Annotated in this window: 18 protein-coding genes; 5 read left to right on the top strand and 13 right to left on the bottom strand. The window is 42.9% G+C overall.

The window, feature by feature from the left end:
- Positions 1 to 60: 60 nt before the first annotated feature.
- From ACFQ3S_RS18640 to ACFQ3S_RS18630, 3 genes are all read right to left on the bottom strand, one after another.
- Complete coding sequence (locus tag ACFQ3S_RS18640; RefSeq protein WP_377167312.1) at positions 61 to 333, bottom strand: hypothetical protein; 273 nt, start codon at positions 331 to 333, stop codon at positions 61 to 63.
- A 69-nt stretch (positions 334 to 402) separates the two neighbouring features.
- Positions 403 to 1,164, bottom strand: coding sequence for an MBL fold metallo-hydrolase (locus ACFQ3S_RS18635; RefSeq protein ID WP_377167310.1), 762 nt, complete (start codon positions 1,162 to 1,164; stop codon positions 403 to 405).
- Entirely contained in the window at positions 1,161 to 1,433 is a 273-nt protein-coding gene (locus ACFQ3S_RS18630) for a hypothetical protein (protein ID WP_377167308.1), read from the bottom strand. The genes ACFQ3S_RS18635 and ACFQ3S_RS18630 overlap by 4 nt, the downstream gene beginning before the upstream one ends.
- Before the next feature lie 136 nt (positions 1,434 to 1,569).
- On the opposite strand from ACFQ3S_RS18630, the gene ACFQ3S_RS18625 reads away from it, so the two are divergent.
- Positions 1,570 to 2,454, top strand: coding sequence for a TraB/GumN family protein (locus tag ACFQ3S_RS18625; protein ID WP_377167306.1), 885 nt, complete (start codon positions 1,570 to 1,572; stop codon positions 2,452 to 2,454).
- Positions 2,455 to 2,613: 159 nt separating this feature from the next.
- Entirely contained in the window at positions 2,614 to 5,067 is a 2,454-nt protein-coding gene (locus tag ACFQ3S_RS18620; protein WP_377167304.1) for an ABC transporter permease, read from the top strand.
- A gap of 221 nt (positions 5,068 to 5,288) precedes the next feature.
- Here the strand turns inward: ACFQ3S_RS18620 and ACFQ3S_RS18615 are convergent, their stop codons facing one another.
- The 3 genes from ACFQ3S_RS18615 to ACFQ3S_RS18605 form a co-directional block, all read right to left on the bottom strand.
- Positions 5,289 to 5,918 (bottom strand): CatA-like O-acetyltransferase, encoded by a 630-nt coding sequence (locus tag ACFQ3S_RS18615; RefSeq protein WP_377167302.1) that lies wholly within the window; start codon positions 5,916 to 5,918, stop codon positions 5,289 to 5,291.
- Positions 5,915 to 6,604, bottom strand: coding sequence for an HAD family hydrolase (locus tag ACFQ3S_RS18610; protein ID WP_377167300.1), 690 nt, complete (start codon positions 6,602 to 6,604; stop codon positions 5,915 to 5,917). The genes ACFQ3S_RS18615 and ACFQ3S_RS18610 overlap by 4 nt, the downstream gene beginning before the upstream one ends.
- Positions 6,605 to 6,916: 312 nt before the next feature.
- Positions 6,917 to 8,161 (bottom strand): cation:proton antiporter, encoded by a 1,245-nt coding sequence (locus ACFQ3S_RS18605; RefSeq protein WP_377167298.1) that lies wholly within the window; start codon positions 8,159 to 8,161, stop codon positions 6,917 to 6,919.
- Between the two features lie 268 nt (positions 8,162 to 8,429).
- On the opposite strand from ACFQ3S_RS18605, the gene queA reads away from it, so the two are divergent.
- Positions 8,430 to 9,479, top strand: coding sequence for a tRNA preQ1(34) S-adenosylmethionine ribosyltransferase-isomerase QueA (gene queA, locus ACFQ3S_RS18600; protein ID WP_377167296.1), 1,050 nt, complete (start codon positions 8,430 to 8,432; stop codon positions 9,477 to 9,479).
- A 185-nt stretch (positions 9,480 to 9,664) separates the two neighbouring features.
- Positions 9,665 to 10,384 (top strand): 2-C-methyl-D-erythritol 4-phosphate cytidylyltransferase, encoded by a 720-nt coding sequence (locus ACFQ3S_RS18595; protein ID WP_377167294.1) that lies wholly within the window; start codon positions 9,665 to 9,667, stop codon positions 10,382 to 10,384.
- A gap of 36 nt (positions 10,385 to 10,420) precedes the next feature.
- Here ACFQ3S_RS18595 and ACFQ3S_RS18590 read toward each other — a convergent pair whose 3' ends face one another.
- The 4 genes from ACFQ3S_RS18590 to ACFQ3S_RS18575 all read right to left on the bottom strand — a co-directional run bounded on the left by ACFQ3S_RS18590 (position 10,421) and on the right by ACFQ3S_RS18575 (position 11,755).
- Entirely contained in the window at positions 10,421 to 10,582 is a 162-nt protein-coding gene (locus tag ACFQ3S_RS18590; RefSeq protein ID WP_377167292.1) for a lmo0937 family membrane protein, read from the bottom strand.
- Between the two features lie 33 nt (positions 10,583 to 10,615).
- Positions 10,616 to 10,777, bottom strand: a complete 162-nt coding sequence (locus ACFQ3S_RS18585) for a lmo0937 family membrane protein (RefSeq protein WP_377167290.1) — start codon at positions 10,775 to 10,777, stop codon at positions 10,616 to 10,618.
- Positions 10,778 to 10,895: 118 nt separating this feature from the next.
- Complete coding sequence (locus tag ACFQ3S_RS18580) at positions 10,896 to 11,117, bottom strand: DUF2795 domain-containing protein (protein ID WP_002996718.1); 222 nt, start codon at positions 11,115 to 11,117, stop codon at positions 10,896 to 10,898.
- 89 nt (positions 11,118 to 11,206) lie between these two features.
- Positions 11,207 to 11,755, bottom strand: coding sequence for a cob(I)yrinic acid a,c-diamide adenosyltransferase (locus tag ACFQ3S_RS18575; RefSeq protein ID WP_377167288.1), 549 nt, complete (start codon positions 11,753 to 11,755; stop codon positions 11,207 to 11,209).
- A gap of 97 nt (positions 11,756 to 11,852) precedes the next feature.
- Here ACFQ3S_RS18575 and ACFQ3S_RS18570 point away from each other — a divergent pair, with 97 nt between their 5' ends.
- A complete protein-coding gene (locus tag ACFQ3S_RS18570) occupies positions 11,853 to 12,887 on the top strand; it encodes a chitinase (protein ID WP_377167286.1) in 1,035 nt (344 codons plus the stop codon).
- Between the two features lie 127 nt (positions 12,888 to 13,014).
- Here ACFQ3S_RS18570 and ACFQ3S_RS18565 read toward each other — a convergent pair whose 3' ends face one another.
- The 3 genes from ACFQ3S_RS18565 to ACFQ3S_RS18555 form a co-directional block, all read right to left on the bottom strand.
- Positions 13,015 to 13,491 (bottom strand): DUF4920 domain-containing protein, encoded by a 477-nt coding sequence (locus ACFQ3S_RS18565; protein ID WP_377167284.1) that lies wholly within the window; start codon positions 13,489 to 13,491, stop codon positions 13,015 to 13,017.
- A 108-nt stretch (positions 13,492 to 13,599) separates the two neighbouring features.
- Positions 13,600 to 14,979, bottom strand: coding sequence for a tetratricopeptide repeat protein (locus ACFQ3S_RS18560; RefSeq protein WP_377167282.1), 1,380 nt, complete (start codon positions 14,977 to 14,979; stop codon positions 13,600 to 13,602).
- Positions 14,980 to 15,195: 216 nt separating this feature from the next.
- A complete protein-coding gene (locus ACFQ3S_RS18555) occupies positions 15,196 to 16,455 on the bottom strand; it encodes a dicarboxylate/amino acid:cation symporter (protein ID WP_377167280.1) in 1,260 nt (419 codons plus the stop codon).
- Positions 16,456 to 16,597: the final 142 nt, after the last annotated feature.

Raw genomic sequence — 16,597 nt, 5'->3', positions numbered from 1 at the left:
GGCCGCGTCGGCCGGAGGCCGCATAATAGTTGCCACTCGGCTGGAGCCGAGCGGCGGCAATTAGAATTTAAGCCCCTCCCTCCCGGGGAGGGTTTGGGGGGGGGGCTTCTTCTTCGTCGCCTCCCAGCTTCGGGCGAAAGCGGGCAGCACTCGGTGGCCGGTGCGCAAAGGCAGGGGCCTTTTAGATTTTGCCTGATGAGCAATACCAGCAGAAAATTTGCTAAGGGCAAAATATAAAAAGCCCATGGTGCTGACCAGCTTTGCAGGGTAAAAGCCTTGTGCGGCAAAAGAAGCATAGGGAGGTGACTTGAATTTTTGCTTCTTTTGTTTCAAGACAAAAGAAGTAGCCCTCCGCGGCAATGAGCGGACGGAACCGTTTATTAGCACTAACCTAAGTTTATACTACAACTCCAACCTCAACCCATCATACGCCAGCTCAACCCCCTCCGGCAGCTCCAGGGAAACATCGGCATGTTTACCCAGGCGGTGGCTGATATGGGTTAAATAAGTTTTTTCGGCACCTATTTGTTGGGCCAGGGCAATGGCTTCGTTAAAGGTAAAATGTGAAACGTGCGGCTCTTTTTGCAGGGCGTTGATCACCAAAATTTTACTGCCTTTAATCTTTTCCACTTCGGCGGGCGAAATGGTTTTGGCATCGGTAATATAGGTAAAATCTTTAATGCGGAAGCCCAGTACCGGCAGGCGGTAATGCAGCACCTGTATGGGCGTAAACTGAACCGGGCCTACCAAAAAAGGTTCATCTCCTATAGTATGCATATTAAGTTGCGGGATGCCGGGATATTTATAGTCAGCAAAAATATAGAAGAATTCACGCTTGAGTGCATCCTGCACACGCAAACTCGCATATACATCCATAGCTTCCTGCTGAAAGTAATTGAATGCCCGTACATCATCCAGTCCTGCTATATGGTCTTTATGTTCGTGGGTGAACACCACGGCATCCAAGTGTTTTACACCGGCACGCAGCATTTGGTATCTAAAATCGGGGCCGCTATCAATGGCTATCACCTTACCATCAACTTCCACTAAAACAGAGGTACGCAGCCGCCTGTCATGATGATGGGGCGAGGTACACACCTCGCAACCACAGGCTATAACGGGTACACCCTGCGAAGTTCCGGTTCCTAAAAATGTAATGATCACAGCTGCAGTTCGGTTTGTTTAATCTGATGTAAAAAAGCCAGGTGCTTTTCGTCGAGCAGTTTAGGATCAACCTCTAACTGCCTGATGAGTTCCATAACAGATTGGATCTTACTTTCCAGGTTCGAGAATTTGTTAACTACAATCATGCGACTGCTTTGCAGCAGACAGGCACCGGTTTTAAAGTTTCCCTTTTCGTACCGAACCCTGTAACCAGCCGCCTTCAGCAGGTTCTCCAGTTTTTCGAGTGTATGGTTAGTCAAAGGTAGCATTCTTTCAAAAGTAATAAAACTATTGTTAGGCGGTCATCATTTTGTGTACTTTGTAACTTTAAATGGAAAACACGGTTACGGATTATTCGGTTTCAATTCGGGCCAACCACTCGTTTCATTAATACAGATCCAATACATGAAAAAACTCATTCGCATTACCCTAATCTGCATCGGCTTAGTATTAACCGGCACTACCCTGCTGCAAGCACAAACCAAAGGACTGCTTTGGCAAATTAGCGGCAAAGGAATTCAACAGCCCACTTACCTGTACGGCACCGTCCACCTGTTCGATACCTCGCTTTACCGCATACCTCAACCGGTTATAGATAAGTTGGCGCAAACCAAACAGGTGTATTTTGAACTGGATTTCGGCAAGCTGAACCCCATGGAAATGCTGGGCTATGCCATGGTGAAAGACAGCACGCAATACCTGGATAAATTACTGGATAGTTCATCATTACGTAAGCTGAAAGAACTGGTAAAAACCTCACCCATGATGCAAATGATGGGACCTGCCCTATACCGTTTAAAGCCTTTGTTTTTAACTTCTTTATTGCTCAATAACGGTAAAGCGGTAACCATTGATATGGAAATGTACAAGCAGGCCAAAGAGCTGAAAGACAGCGTAGGCGGACTGGAAACCGTAGCCGAGCAGATGCAGGCGCTGAATGCCATTAGCATAACCAGCCAGGCCAAAATGATGCAGGACTATTTAAAGACCTACACCAGCGCCGATGCAACCATTAAAAAACTGACCGAAATTTATGTGAAACAGGATATTGAGCACCTGTTAGAACAAATGAACGACGACGCCCCGCTGGATGCCGCTTTCAACGAAGCATTGCTGATAAAACGCAATGTAGTTATGGCTAACCGCATTGATAGTTTAGTGGGTAAAACCAGTACCATGATAGCCGTAGGTGCCGGTCACCTGGGCGGGCCAAAAGGGTTGATTGCTTTATTGAAACAAAAAGGCTATCAAATTAAAAATGTGCCTTTTACATTTACCAAAGCGCATTGATGGCATAACTCCAAAATTGTAATACAGCCGTACAATAAGTGTACGGATACGTACGGTTACAAAAGAACTAACAACTCAATAACTTAATAACCAATAAATTACAAACTGGCATAATCTTATCAGTACTTAACGTGTACAATAACCTTAACACCGGTAAGCATGCTTAAAAATTACTTCAAAACCGCTTTTCGCAGCTTGTTAAAAAACAAGGCATTTACTGCAATTAATATTATTGGATTGGCCATTGGCATTAGCGCGGCTATGGTTATTTACCTGATAGTGCGGTATGATTTCAGTTTCGATAAGCAGCATCCTGAGGCCGACCGCATATTCCGGGTGGTATCTGATTTTAGTTACCAGGGACAGCCCTCTTATACATCGGGCGTACCGGCCAACCTGGGCGCCGCGGTTAAAAACGAAGTAACCGGCCTGCAAGTGGTTGCTCCATTTTTTGGATACGGGTATGATGTTAAAGTCACCATTCCAAACGGCACTAATGTTCCGCATGAAATTAAAAAGCAAAATAAGCTTATTGTAACCGATGGTTCCTATGTTGACCTGTTAAGCCTGAAGTGGCTGGCCGGATCGCGCAAACAGGCGTTTAAAAACCCTAACCAGGTAGTGCTAACGGCTAAACAGGCTAATCTATACTTTCCGGGTATAAGCTACGCGGAGATGATGGGCAGGCAGGTGGTTTATGAAGATACGCTGAGCACCACGGTATCGGGCATTGTAGAAGACATTAAAGGCCATACCGATTTCACCTTTCACGATTTTATAAGCCTGGCCACTGCCAATGCTAAAAAAGGGGTGATCCCCGATTATGATAACCCAAGTTGGACGAGTACCAACTCGGCCAACCAGTTACTCATTAAGCTAAACCCAAACACTCCTGTAAGCCATATTAAAAAGCAGGTTAACACATTGTATCATAAGTATCAAAAAACAGATAGCAAAACCGAAACGCACGAGTTTACCATACAACCGCTTAACGATATTCACTTTAACAGCCGGTACGATAATTTTGACCAGCGCCAAGCTAACAAAACCGTGCTGTATAGCTTACTTGGTATAGCTGCGTTTTTACTGCTTTTAGGCTGTATTAACTTTATTAACCTAACCACGGCACAATCTATACAGCGCGCCCGCGAAATTGGCGTACGCAAAACCATTGGTGGAACCCGTAGTCAGCTAATAGGTCAGTTTTTAACCGAAACTTTTGTGCTTGCTTTTGCGGCTACGCTAATTTCGGGGTTGCTTGCCTTTTACCTGCTCAAAGTATTCGCCGATTTTATCCCCGAAGGCATCACATACCAAATGATGTTTACCGGGCAAATGCTGGCGTTTAATATGGTTTTGATCATAGTAATTACACTGGCATCGGGCTTGTATCCAGCTATTATGCTTTCGTCGTACAAACCTATCCAGGTGATGAAAGGCTTGGATACCTCGGGCAAAAGCAGCGGACAATACCTGCGCAAAACGCTTACAGTCACCCAGTTTATTATAGCCCAGTTTTTTGTAATGGCTACGTTGCTGGTGGGCAGCCAAATTAACTTTGCGCTAAATAAAGACCTTGGTTTTAGTAAAGATGCTATTTTATACATTAGCACTCCTTACAAACAGGTAAACAGCAATCGCCAGCAGGTGTATTTAAACAAACTGAAAGCTATTCCGCAAATTGCGCGGATTGGTACGGGAGGAGCTCCGCCATCATCGGGCAATACCATGTCTACAACTATGCAGTATAAAGACGGTAAAAAGGAGATTGAAACTGAGGTATTCCTTAAATATGCCGATGAAAACTATATGCCTATCTATAAATTCCGCTTGCTGGCCGGCAGGCCCTTGCAGGCACATGATACTGTTGGTGCATTTGTTATCAATCAAACCTACGCCAAAGTGCTGGGATTTAGAGATGCTAAAAGTGCTGTAGGTAAAATGATTATCCGCGATAACAAGAACGTTCCTATAGTAGGCGTTGTGCAGGATTTCCACCAAAAATCGTTGCATGTTCCTATTAAACCGGTAGTTATTTTAACCAGCCAGCAGCGTCACTATAACCGCACTATTCATTTGGCGCTAAAACCGCAAACCGGTAACGATAAATCATGGGCCAAGGCCATCAAACAAATGAAAAAAGACTGGAAAGCCGTTTACCCGGAAGATGATTTTGAATACACATTTATGGATGAAAGCGTAGCCCGCTTTTACAAAGCCGAGCAAAATACGGCTAAATTGCTTAACTGGGCTACAGGTTTGTCTATCCTCATTAGCTGTTTAGGTTTATTAGGATTAGCCATACACAGCACCAACCAGCGCACCAAAGAAATTGGCGTACGCAAGGTATTAGGCGCTACGGTGAGCCAGATTGTAACCCTGCTGAGTGTAGATTTTGTTAAGCTTATTGTGCTGGCCTTTATGGTATCGTTACCTATTGCCTGGTATGCCATGCACCAATGGCTGCAACGGTTCGAGTATCATACCAACATCAGCCTGTGGATCTTCGCTATAGCCATCCTATCTACCGTGATAGTAGCCCTATTTACCATGAGCCTGCAAACCGTTAAAGCCGCTATGGCCAACCCGGTGAAGAGTTTGAGGAGCGAATGAGGTCAGTAGTCAGTAGTCAGTAGTCAGTAGTCAGTAGTCAGTAGTCAGTAAAGTTGCAGATGGGGTTTGTTGTTTTGATTTTTCTAACTTTATAACCCAAAAAACTTTGGACTTTGGACTTTGGACTTTGGACTTTGGACTTTGGACTTTGGACTTTGGACTTTGGACTTTGGACTTTGGACTTTGGACTTCGGACTTTAGACTTCGGACTTTGGACTCGCCTATAGTCCCATATTCAGCAGATCCTGGAAGCATTGCAAGTATTGAGCTACGTGCATGCCATCCATAAGGGCGTGGTGTACGTGGACGGATACCGGCATTGCTTTTTGGCCGTCGACGTCGGTAATACGACCGAAGCTTACCTTGGGCACGCTCTCTTTAATGCTAAACATGCGGGCGTGCGATATAGATGTAAAGTTGATCCACGGCAGGGCCGAAAAGTGAACGACGTTCTGGCCCGATTTGGATGGCATCAAATCGGTTGTGTTTTGAACCTTGGCAATTTCCTGTTCAGCCCCTTCTAAAAAACGCGCGAACAACTCGTTGTAGTACAGGTAACCGAAACCGAAGGTACCATTGGGCCTGTTAATGGTTGGCGCGGCGTCTACCCTGTCATAAACCATTACCTGTTCGTCCTCTATTCGGTACCGGAAAGGTTCAACGGTATTGGCAGCGGCCAGGGCCTGGTACAGGTAGTAAATAAATAAAGATACGCCTGCGGCTTTAGCATGCTCAAAGCCCAGCGTTACATCAACATTGGCCGTAACGCCGAAATAAGGTTCTTCAAACTGTTTAAAAAATTCGAAGTGTTGCTTGCGGGGCCAGTTCTCTAAATCGAGCAGGTGTTTCATAAGAGTAAGTAGGATAATATTTCTTTGATGTGGGTTACGCTTTTAAAGTTTTCGTGTTCCACCTGGTTTTCTACCATTTCGTGCGCCCAGGTAATATGGTAGGGCACGTGTATAGCATGGCCGCCAATGTTCAGCACAGGTATCACGTCAGATTTTAAGGAGTTACCCACCATCAGCAGTTCGTGTGGTTGAATGTCGAGGTGCTTCAACAGCTTTAAATAACTGGCGTCATCCTTTTCCGACATCACCTCAATATGGTGAAAGTATTGGGTCAGGTTAGATTTTTTAAGTTTGCGTTCCTGGTCTAACAAGTCGCCTTTGGTTGCAACCACCAGCCGGTATTTGCCGTGTACGGCCTGCAGCACCTCCTCTACCCCTTCCAGTAATTCAATGGGTTCGTTCAGCAGTGCTTTACCCAGGGTAAGTATCTTGCCAATGCCATCAGTGCTTATCTGTCCGTTGGTTATTTGAAGTGCCGTTTCAATCATCGATAGCATGAAGCCTTTGATACCATATCCATACAAACCCAGGTTGCTTATCTCGGTCTTCATCAACTCGCGTTCAATATCATGCGGTGATAAAAACTCGCTGAACAGGTGACAAAATTTTTCCTCGGTACGCCTGAAATAGGGCTCGTTCACCCAAAGGGTGTCATCGGCATCAAAGGCAATAACTTTAACGTTCATAAATAGGTAATTCGGTACAATTATAGGCAAATGGACTCAAATGAAAATCACCTATATTACTTAACAGGCATTTATGTAAAGTAAATTGTTACAATTGCCTCCTTGTATTTTACAACCTTTAGGAATACCTTAGCAATGAAAGCGGCTTCTTGTTGTGGTTGTTTTCATAAGTAAATTAGATTAGGGACCGGGTTTGATTACCCGGTCTCTTTTTTTTAATATAATGAGTACAAAAAAGGTATTTACCATGCATAAAATAGCCTGTTAGTGGGCTTTAAAATATTTGGCAGTAGCCTCGCTTATTAAGCCTTTTTACATTTTGATCTCTTTGGCAAAACGCCTTTCCATCCGTTTCATAACCGTAGTAGCGGTTAGGCCATGTACAATAATTGAAAGTAATATGGTAAATGAAACAATAGTCCATAGTTGCTGGGCAAATGGAAACTCGGCCTCTTTAAGCGCATACGACAAATAGTAGACAGAACCCATGCCCCTTATCCCAAAAAAGCTGATAACCCATTTTTCTCGGGTATGTAACTTACAAGAAATGAGGCTTAAAAATGACGTTAACGGCCTCAATACAAACAAAAACAAAACCGAAAACATCACCATACGCCAGGTTAGGCCATCCAGTACGCCGCTTAGTAAGCTTCCGCCAAATAAAATGAGTACAATGGCAACCATAATACGCTCGGTTTGGTCGGCAAAGGCATGCAGTTTATCGTGGTAATTATGTTGGGATTGATAATTGCGCAGTGTTAAACCGGCTACAAACACAGCTATAAAACCGTAACCGTGCACTACCTCGGTTAGGCCGTAAACCATTAGCGTAAGTGATAATGCTACAAAACCATCGCGGGTTTCCATCATATTAAACTTATTGCCCATGGTAAAAATAAGGTAGCCCAGCATCCTGCCAATAATATAGCCTACAACCAACCCAATAGCCATGCGTACAATTACCTCATAGCTCAACCATACCCAAACACTCCCCTCACCTTTAAACATCATGTGCGAAAGGGTAATGGCCAGCAACACGAATGGCAGCGCAAGCCCATCGTTCATCCCAGCCTCGGCAGTTAAGGCAAATTTAGTTTCAAACTTTATATTTTCATTAGGTGGCCCTACCTGCACATCCGAAGCCAGTACCGGATCGGTTGGGGCCAACACGGCACCCAGTAGCAGTGCCGATGCCACATCCATACTGAAGAAAGCGTAGCCTAACAAGGCCGCAGTGCCAATACAACCTACTAAGGCTATGGTAACCAAGCGTATGGGGTTTTGCCAGCTTTTCCATTTTAGGGGCCGGTCAATTTTTATAGCAGTACCGAATATGGAAATAATGACTACCATTTCGGTTAAATGGCGGGTATAAGTTTGGTGCGTACGCGGATCGGGGTTGGGTAACAAATGCGGAAAAGCCCAGTAGATCAGCACACCGGCCAAGGTATAAAATATAGCGTAGGAAATTCCTGTTTTTTGCGAAACCGACGGCATCCAGGCCATACCCAAAGCGGCTATGCCAATAACGCTGATAATTACGATGTACTGATCCATATATTAAAAAGAAGAAGCAAAAAACCTACAATGAGCTGGGCATCTATGCAGTTAATAAGGATATAGCAAGCTAATTCAACAAACTATATTGCATTAAATTTAACCCGTTTGTACACTTTAACTGTAATTAAAACAAATAACCTGTATGCTAAAAACCTCAACTGCTATTTTGTTTGCTTTAGCCTGACACAAATGCACCTGTTAAAGCGTTTACATTTACAAGAAAAAATGCGTACATTTGCGCCCTAAAAATATATTTTAAAAAGATATGAAATTATCTCAATTTAAATTCAATCTACCCGATTCGTTAATTGCTCACAACCCGTCCGATGTTCGCGACGAGTCGCGTTTGATGGTATTACACCGCGATTCCGGTAAAATTGAGCATAAGATATTTAAGGATGTATTGAGTTATTTTGATGATAAGGATGTAATGATCCTGAATAATACCAAGGTATTTCCGGCCCGTATGTACGGTAACAAAGAAAAAACCGGTGCTACTATTGAAGTTTTTTTGCTGCGTGAATTAAATAAAGAACTCCGCCTTTGGGATGTACTGGTTGACCCGGCACGTAAGATTCGTGTGGGTAACAAATTATATTTTGGTGACGACGACCTGCTGGTTGCCGAAGTGGTAGATAACACTACATCGCGCGGCCGTACTATCCGCTTTTTGTTTGACGGTACCGATGAGGAGTTTCGCCGCAACGTGGAAATTTTAGGGGAAACACCACTGCCTAAATACATTAAACGTAAAGCAACAGCCGAAGATAAAGAGCGCTATCAAACCATTTTCGCTAAAAACGAAGGTGCTGTAGCCGCACCTACCGCAGGTTTACACTTTAGTCGTGAATTAATGAAACGCCTGGAATTAAAAGGTGTTGAGTTTGCCGAAGTAACGCTTCATGTAGGTTTAGGTACGTTTCGCCCGGTTGAGGTAGAAGATTTGACCAAGCACAAAATGGATTCGGAGCAAATTATCATCGAACCTAAACAGGCTGATATTGTAAACCAGGCTATTGAGCGTAAAAACCGTATTTGCGCGGTAGGTACAACTTCCATGCGCGCTATCGAATCGGCCGTATCGGCTAATAAAACGCTCAAATCGGTTAACGACTGGACCAGTAAATTCATTTTCCCACCGTACGAGTTCAGCATAGCCAACTCTATGATTACCAACTTCCACACCCCCGAATCGACCCTGTTGATGATGGTGAGCGCATTTGGAGGCTACGATCATATTATGAATGCTTACGAAGTAGCCGTAAAAGAGAAATATCGCTTTTACAGCTACGGCGATGCCATGCTGATCATCTAAGGTTAAATTTGAGATAAATTACAGCGTGTCAGTCTGAGCCTGTCGAAGACTTGGCTCATTGAAAAGTTCAGAATCACATTAAAAGAAGTATAATGCATAACGCAAAAAGGTGACCTTCATAAGGTCGCCTTTTTGCGTTATGATATTCAGGTGCCCACATTGTATATTTGAGCAATCGTATAAACATGACCGAAGCCCCTCTCACTTCTCCAATCTCTAATCTCAAATCTTCACACTATGCTATTATAGTAGCCGGTGGGTCGGGTACGCGTATGCAGTCGGCTGTGCCTAAACAATTTTTGTTGCTGAACGGTTTACCGGTTTTAATGCATACCCTCAACGCTTTTTACAGCTGCCACCCACAGCCGAACCTCATACTGGTATTGCACGAAGATTATCATAGCTATTGGATGCACCTTTGTGCCGATCATCAGTTTCAGCTACCCTATCAATTAGTGAGTGGTGGCGACAGTCGTTATCAATCGGTTAAAAATGCTTTAGAGCTGGTACCCGATGATGCGCTGATAGCCGTACATGATGCGGTAAGGCCATTAATTAGCACGGATATTATTGAGGAAGCTTATCGTCAAGCCGAGCAGCAAGGCGCCGTTGTGGTAGCCGTAAAAAGCCGTGACTCCATAAGGCAGGTTAAATACGAACGCAGCCAAAGCCTGCTGCGCGATGAAATTTACCTGGTACAAACCCCTCAAACCTTTAAAGCCGGTTTGCTGAAAGAAGCATACCTACACCCCTACCGCAATGACTTTACCGACGATGCCAGCGTAGCCGAACAAGCCGGACATCAAATTCATATTGTAGAAGGCAGTTATCAAAACTTTAAGATTACCTTTCCTGAAGATATTGCCATTGCCGAATTACTGATCAACAAAAAAGCCTCCCTGTAATTAAACAGAGAGGCTTGAGTTATTTAGTGCTGTAAATTATGCCCTACGGATAACTTTAAGCAATATTACAATAATAGCGATTACTAATAATACGTGGATTAAACCACCATCGCCAAAGGTACCTAAGCCGTGGAATAAAAATCCTACCGCCCATAAAATGATCAGGATAACAGCGATTAAATACAATAAATTTCCCATGATATGTTGTTTAAGTTGAATATTTAATTGAAATTATGCCCTGCGTATTACACCTAATATGATTGCGATAATAGCGATCACCAGCAAAACGTGGATAATGCCACCACTACCAAATGTTCCAAGTCCATTGAATAGAAATCCTACTACCCATAATATGACTAATACCACTGCGATTAGATACAATAAGCCTCTCATAACGTTGTTTTTTAATGTTTTTTAGTTTGATAAATGTATTTTCTACATACGTAACCAAAACTATTCCAAAATGTTGTTATAAAATAAAAAAACCTGCCGGGGCAGGTTTTTATAGGTTTTAATATTCGTCTTCATTAAAAAAGAAATCATCCTTTGTAGGATAATCAGGCCATATTTCCTCTATATTTTCATACGGTTCGCCGTCATCTTCCAGTGCTTGCAGGTTTTCAATAACCTCAACAGGCGCGCCCGAACGAATGGCGTAATCTATCAGTTCATCTTTTGTAGCAGGCCATGGTGCATCTTCCAGATGTGAAGCCAATTCAAGAGTCCAGTACATATTTTATAATTTTTATTATTGGGGTTAATTTATCAATTTTCGCAAAAATATAATAATTTTAAATGCTTTATCAAATTTTTTTTAAATCATTAATTTCGGGTTATCCATTTATTTTCTTTTACACCCTGCTCATGCCCTATCTGGCGTGCCAGCATAAAAAGGTAATCGCTCAATCTGTTTAAATATACTATAACATTTTCGTCTACACTGCTCTCTTCTGCCAATTGCACGGTTATGCGTTCGGTCCTGCGGCATACGCAGCGCGCAACATGGCAATAAGATATGGCATTATTTCCACCCGGCAAAATAAAATGCTTTAAAGGGGGCAATTGCTTGTCCATCATATCCATTTCTTGCTCCAGCAAATCTATATCTGCCGTAGTTAAATCAGGTTTTATTATGTCTGGTTTATCTGGGTCGGCAGCCAGTGATGCTCCTATGGTAAACAGCCTTTCCTGAATTTGTTTTAAAATTTGTTGGTGATGCGGTAAAATATCCTGATCGGCAATGAGCCCCAGGTAAGCGTTCAGTTCATCTACCGTACCATAACTTTCTATACGGATATGGTACTTAGCCACCCGGCTGCCGCCAATTAGCGAGGTGAAACCTTTGTCGCCGGTTTTAGTATATATTTTCATATAACTGCAAGTAAATAATTTAAATATTGATTTGATGCAATGTGAATAATTTTTGATGTTTACCGTTATATTATTATTCTACTTAACATACGCTTTTATGCCCAACCCTTTTAATAATAAGTCCGCATTATACGCCAAAATACTTGCCTGTACAGCCAGTACCCTGTTGCTATTCAGCTTTAGTTGCGGCAACACCAATAGCTCAAAAGCCGTTAATACTGCCCAGGTTAAGGCTAAACCTGTAGCTGCTGTAGCAAATATGATCACCGAAAAACAATTTAACACACTTTTTCCGCAGCGTAATACATTTTACACTTATTCTTCCTTTATTAAGGCAATAAAAGAATTAGGTAACATAAAAGTTAAGGTAACGCGCAGAGCGGTATCGGTGTACCAAATTATACGCACAGTTAAAACTACCGGCAAAGCTAACGTAGTGCGCCAGGATGTAGATTGGAACGAGGAATGGGCCAAAGAAAAACCCGATAGCAGCTTTATAGTTGATTTTAGTAAATTTTGCAGCGAAAAAGACACAACGACCAATAAGAAAGAGTTAGCCGCCTTTTTTGCCAACATAGCCCATGAAACCCGTGGCGGTGTAGACGATACCTTTACCGATGGACTGATGTACGTTCACGAAAAGAATACGTCCTTGACATATATTGCCGAAAATGACGAATACCCACCCGTACCCGGCAAAAAATATTATGGCCGCGGACCAGTACAATTGAGTTATAACGGCAATTACGGCTATGCTGGCGATTGTATTTTAGGCGATGATAAGATTTTGCTGAACAACCCCGACCTGGTGGAGACCGACCCGGTGCTGGCATTTAAAACGGCTATTTATTTTTGGATGATGCCGCAAACCCACAAACCATCGGCACATGATGTAATGGTGGGCGTTTGGCAACCTAAGGCCAGTGATACCGCCAAAGGGCGCGCCCCGGGTTTTGGCATGACCATTAATATTATTAACGGCGAAGTAGAATGCAACAAAGGCGAAAGCAATTACAGCATGAAAGACCGCTTGAAATTTTACCAGCACTTCCTCACCAAATTTAATGTACAGGATATCACCAACTGCTCATGTGGCAAAATGCAGCCTTATTTGTATGGGGTGAATGAGTAGTTTTTAGAGACAAGAATTAAGATACAAGAGCCAAGAAACTAAAAATGCCCTGCTATCATAGGGCATTTTCAATTGATATAACCAGAAATGTCTTGTTTCTTGTCTCTTACTTCTTGTCTCTTTTCCGTTACTCCGTTACCAGCACCCCATCGGCCATAATGGTTACGTCTTTTTTAGGTTTATTGATCTTAGAAATTTCTTCCTTACTTTTACCGGCATCTTTGGCATAGTGGCGTAAGCGCTCTACGGTGGTTTCGGTTACTTTGGCTTTACCTTCTACCACTACCTTTTTACCTACCAGGTTTTGCGGCATAAAAAAGGCGTAATCTGTAAAACGCACCATTACGTCTTCGCCGTTGGCTTGTTTCAGTTTCATAAAACAGCCTTTCTTTTTACACACTTCCACTACTTCACCGGTAATTTTACCATTGTACACGGTATCCTTGCTTAGTTCTTTATTTAAACTGGCTAAGGTAATGGCTTTATCTTTAGTTACCGTTTTGCCGTAAGTTACACCTGGGGCAGCCGGCTTAATGGCGTCTTGCTGGGCGTAAGTAAATGTGGCGGTTAACATGGCCGCGGCTATAAAGAGTAATGCTTTCATATTGAGTTTGTTGTGTGGGTGTAAAGGTAAACACAATTTTGTTTATTCAAAAGCATTATACAAAATGTGTTCATGGTAAATTATGCCAATGTTTAAACATCCCGAAGATTACAATTCTTCCTGGTAGTTTAAGCTTTCTACTTGTTGCTCATCCTCCTTTACTACGGGCAAGGTGAACGGGTTAAGCAGTCCTTTCCTTATAAGAATAGAACCTGTTAAAGCGGTAAGCAACACTATTAAAACAAAAGTAGCAAACAGGAGGATGTTGTTAAACCGGTTACTCTTTACTTCTTGTTTTAAATTGTATTGCTGCTGTAACAAATCAAAATCATCATTGAAGTTAGCCGCGGCTAAAACCCGCATATCAACCTCTACAGAATCTTTGAGGTTTACATAACTATTCAGAAAATTGTATGCCAGTTTAGCATCGCCATCAGGAGCCGCACTGTAGTAGGCCGCATTGGTTTGCAGCCATTTCAACATTTCGGGCCGGTAATTAGTATCGAGAGCCGGTTTAACACTATCTAACAATAACCTGGCTTCATTAAAACGGGCGGTTTGCACATATAACTGTGCCAGTTTAAGCTGGGTCATGCGGGCATCACCTACATAAAAGTTCTTTTTGCCGTTAATGCCAATACTGGCCTTATACCGTGCTTCGGCCAATGCATATCTTTTTTTTTGCAGGTAGGCATCACCTTCGTTACCATATATAAGTCCCAAAGCCATTTGCAAAACGTCCTTTTGATTGGGGTATAAATGCTGTTGCGACAAAATCAAACTTATGGCCTTATCAAAATACCGGATGGCTTCATCGGGCCGGTTTAGGTTACGGTAGCATAAGCCAATATCATCAAGCGTGCCTTGTTTACGGCGCAAGGCCTCATAGCCATTTTCACAAGTGACCTTGTTCATTCGTTCGTGAAAGAGGCGTATGGCTTGTTTATATTTTCCCTGCCCGTATGCTACCAGCGCAAGGTTTCCGTTAAGTTCGCTCATGTATTTATTGTAGGCGCAACTATCTTGCTGGTGAAGTATAGTTTTACCCAAATAATACCACTGGTATGCCGATGAATAATATTTTTGCTTGTAAAGTATATTTCCTTTACACAGGTAAGCATTAGCGTAGCTTAGGTTATACTTCTCATCGTTATAATAAGGCTTTATCACCGTAAGCATGCTATCGGCATAAAACATGGCCTTATCACAATCACTTAAATAATACAGGTAAAAAACACTTTTGAAATAATATTTCTGTACCAGATCGGCCGTGCTTACATGGGGTACGCGGTTATATACCGAGTCGATATAAGGTATGGCTTTTGAATATATCGCCGGATTGGGCATACTGTAAGCGTGAGTAATGGCCTTTTTAAAATAAGCTTCATGATCGGGTTCGCGCTCGAAGAACCTGCATGATGAAAGTACGATAGCTGCGGTGAGGAAGCTAAAAAACAGGTATAGAGATTTGTGAGGATAAGGTGGCATTTTACAGCTGCTAACAATATACTACTAATATACAGTGTTATTATTAATAATTGGTTAACAGATGTTAGATGCAGTTAATATTTGCAGAACAACCGCTAAAACTTACCCGCCCGCTCAATTTAATGCTATATAAACCCATATTAATACTCAGAAGTCATCCTATATTGCCAAAACATCCACAGATATAAAACATATACCAGCCAAAAATTTTTTTCTCTAAGCTTCTGTTACCGGCATCTCTACGCTGTGCAAATCCTGCACCTCTCTTTCCATCCACCCTTTACCCTCGGTAAAACGGGTGATCATCATGGCGGCAACCGTATCGCCGGTGGAGTTAAGCAGGGTAGCCAGCGGGTCGACCAGTGTACCGATAATCATGGCCGGAGGCAGGGCTTCGGGTGGGAAACCGTAGGCTGCAATGAACAGCAGTTCGCCTACGTAACCACCATTGGGGATGCCACCTTCTACAATGCTGACCAAAACCGTCATGGCCAGGGCCAGTATAATTACATCGGCACTGTTAAAGCTTTTGCCGAACAGGGCAAACACTACCGCCATTTTAACAATGGACGAGATACTGGATCCATCTTTATGCAGCGTGCCGCCCAGGGGGATGGTCACATTAGCGATAACATCAGGAATACCTATTTTTTTAGCGGCGTCCATATTAGCCGGTATAGTGGCAACACTACTGCAGGTGCCCACCGCCGTAGCCGAAGGGATAATGTTATTGCGCCAGTACTTTTTCACCCCTTTTATTCCTCCCGCAATAAAGGCATACACGCTGAACATCACCACAAAATAAACAGCACCCGTAGCATAGTACAACCCCAGCGAGCGTGCATAAGCCCCAAACAATTGCGGCCCGAACACACCCACCTGGTAGGCAAAGTAAGCACCCAAGCCTACAGGCCCTAACTTCATAATAATAATGAACACCTGCTTAAATACTTCATTACCCGAATGCAGAAAGCCAGTGAAAGCGGCACCTTTATCTCCGCTGCGCAGTGCCGCAAAACCAATGATCACCGAAAAAATAATCATAGCCAGCATGCTCTTGCGTGAGAGCAGTTCGTAAAATTCACCCGTAGTAAATAGCTGCGTAATTTGATTACCAATGGGCTGCGGGTTCAAATCTTCGGTTAATTTGGCGCCGGTTAACTGCTCATGAATAGGAAACATCCATACGGCAACTATGGTAATACAAGCCGCCACAATCACCGTCCCCAAAAATATTAAGCACATCACACCCATAATACGGCTCAGCTTTTTACCCGGCTGCAAACCTGCAATAGCCGATGCTATGGCAAAGAAAACCAACGGTATAACGGCGGTAAACAGCAGGTTCAAAAAAATATCACCTATGGGTTTTAATATCTCTATTTTTTTGTCGAACACCAAACCTGCTATGCTTCCGCATAAAATGCCGGTAAGCAGCCAAATAATACCGCCATAATTTTTGTAAAAGTTGTTCATGATGATGATGGGTGGTTAAATGTAATGAAAAAAAGCCCCTCTCAAACCCTTCGCATTCTTATACCTCATAATTAGTTCCGTCATGCCGATAAATATCGGCCTCAACGGATTAAAAACATTGCTTAATTTAATATTACCCGCC

This window comes from Mucilaginibacter terrae (assembly GCF_042679325.1).
In the GTDB taxonomy this organism is placed as follows: domain Bacteria; phylum Bacteroidota; class Bacteroidia; order Sphingobacteriales; family Sphingobacteriaceae; genus Mucilaginibacter; species Mucilaginibacter terrae.
This window is presented reverse-complemented; position numbering and strand designations above follow the sequence as displayed.

Coding starts and splice junctions, on each gene's coding strand:
- ACFQ3S_RS18630 (WP_377167308.1), bottom strand. CDS start 1,433: ATGCTACCTTTGACTAACCATACACTCGAAAAACTGGAGAACCTGCTG.
- ACFQ3S_RS18625 (WP_377167306.1), top strand. CDS start 1,570: ATGAAAAAACTCATTCGCATTACCCTAATCTGCATCGGCTTAGTATTA.
- ACFQ3S_RS18620 (WP_377167304.1), top strand. CDS start 2,614: ATGCTTAAAAATTACTTCAAAACCGCTTTTCGCAGCTTGTTAAAAAAC.
- ACFQ3S_RS18615 (WP_377167302.1), bottom strand. CDS start 5,918: ATGAAACACCTGCTCGATTTAGAGAACTGGCCCCGCAAGCAACACTTC.
- ACFQ3S_RS18610 (WP_377167300.1), bottom strand. CDS start 6,604: ATGAACGTTAAAGTTATTGCCTTTGATGCCGATGACACCCTTTGGGTG.
- ACFQ3S_RS18605 (WP_377167298.1), bottom strand. CDS start 8,161: ATGGATCAGTACATCGTAATTATCAGCGTTATTGGCATAGCCGCTTTG.
- queA (WP_377167296.1), top strand. CDS start 8,430: ATGAAATTATCTCAATTTAAATTCAATCTACCCGATTCGTTAATTGCT.
- ACFQ3S_RS18595 (WP_377167294.1), top strand. CDS start 9,665: ATGACCGAAGCCCCTCTCACTTCTCCAATCTCTAATCTCAAATCTTCA.
- ACFQ3S_RS18590 (WP_377167292.1), bottom strand. CDS start 10,582: ATGGGAAATTTATTGTATTTAATCGCTGTTATCCTGATCATTTTATGG.
- ACFQ3S_RS18585 (WP_377167290.1), bottom strand. CDS start 10,777: ATGAGAGGCTTATTGTATCTAATCGCAGTGGTATTAGTCATATTATGG.
- ACFQ3S_RS18580 (WP_002996718.1), bottom strand. CDS start 11,117: ATGTACTGGACTCTTGAATTGGCTTCACATCTGGAAGATGCACCATGG.
- ACFQ3S_RS18575 (WP_377167288.1), bottom strand. CDS start 11,755: ATGAAAATATATACTAAAACCGGCGACAAAGGTTTCACCTCGCTAATT.
- ACFQ3S_RS18570 (WP_377167286.1), top strand. CDS start 11,853: ATGCCCAACCCTTTTAATAATAAGTCCGCATTATACGCCAAAATACTT.
- ACFQ3S_RS18565 (WP_377167284.1), bottom strand. CDS start 13,491: ATGAAAGCATTACTCTTTATAGCCGCGGCCATGTTAACCGCCACATTT.
- ACFQ3S_RS18560 (WP_377167282.1), bottom strand. CDS start 14,979: ATGCCACCTTATCCTCACAAATCTCTATACCTGTTTTTTAGCTTCCTC.
- ACFQ3S_RS18555 (WP_377167280.1), bottom strand. CDS start 16,455: ATGAACAACTTTTACAAAAATTATGGCGGTATTATTTGGCTGCTTACC.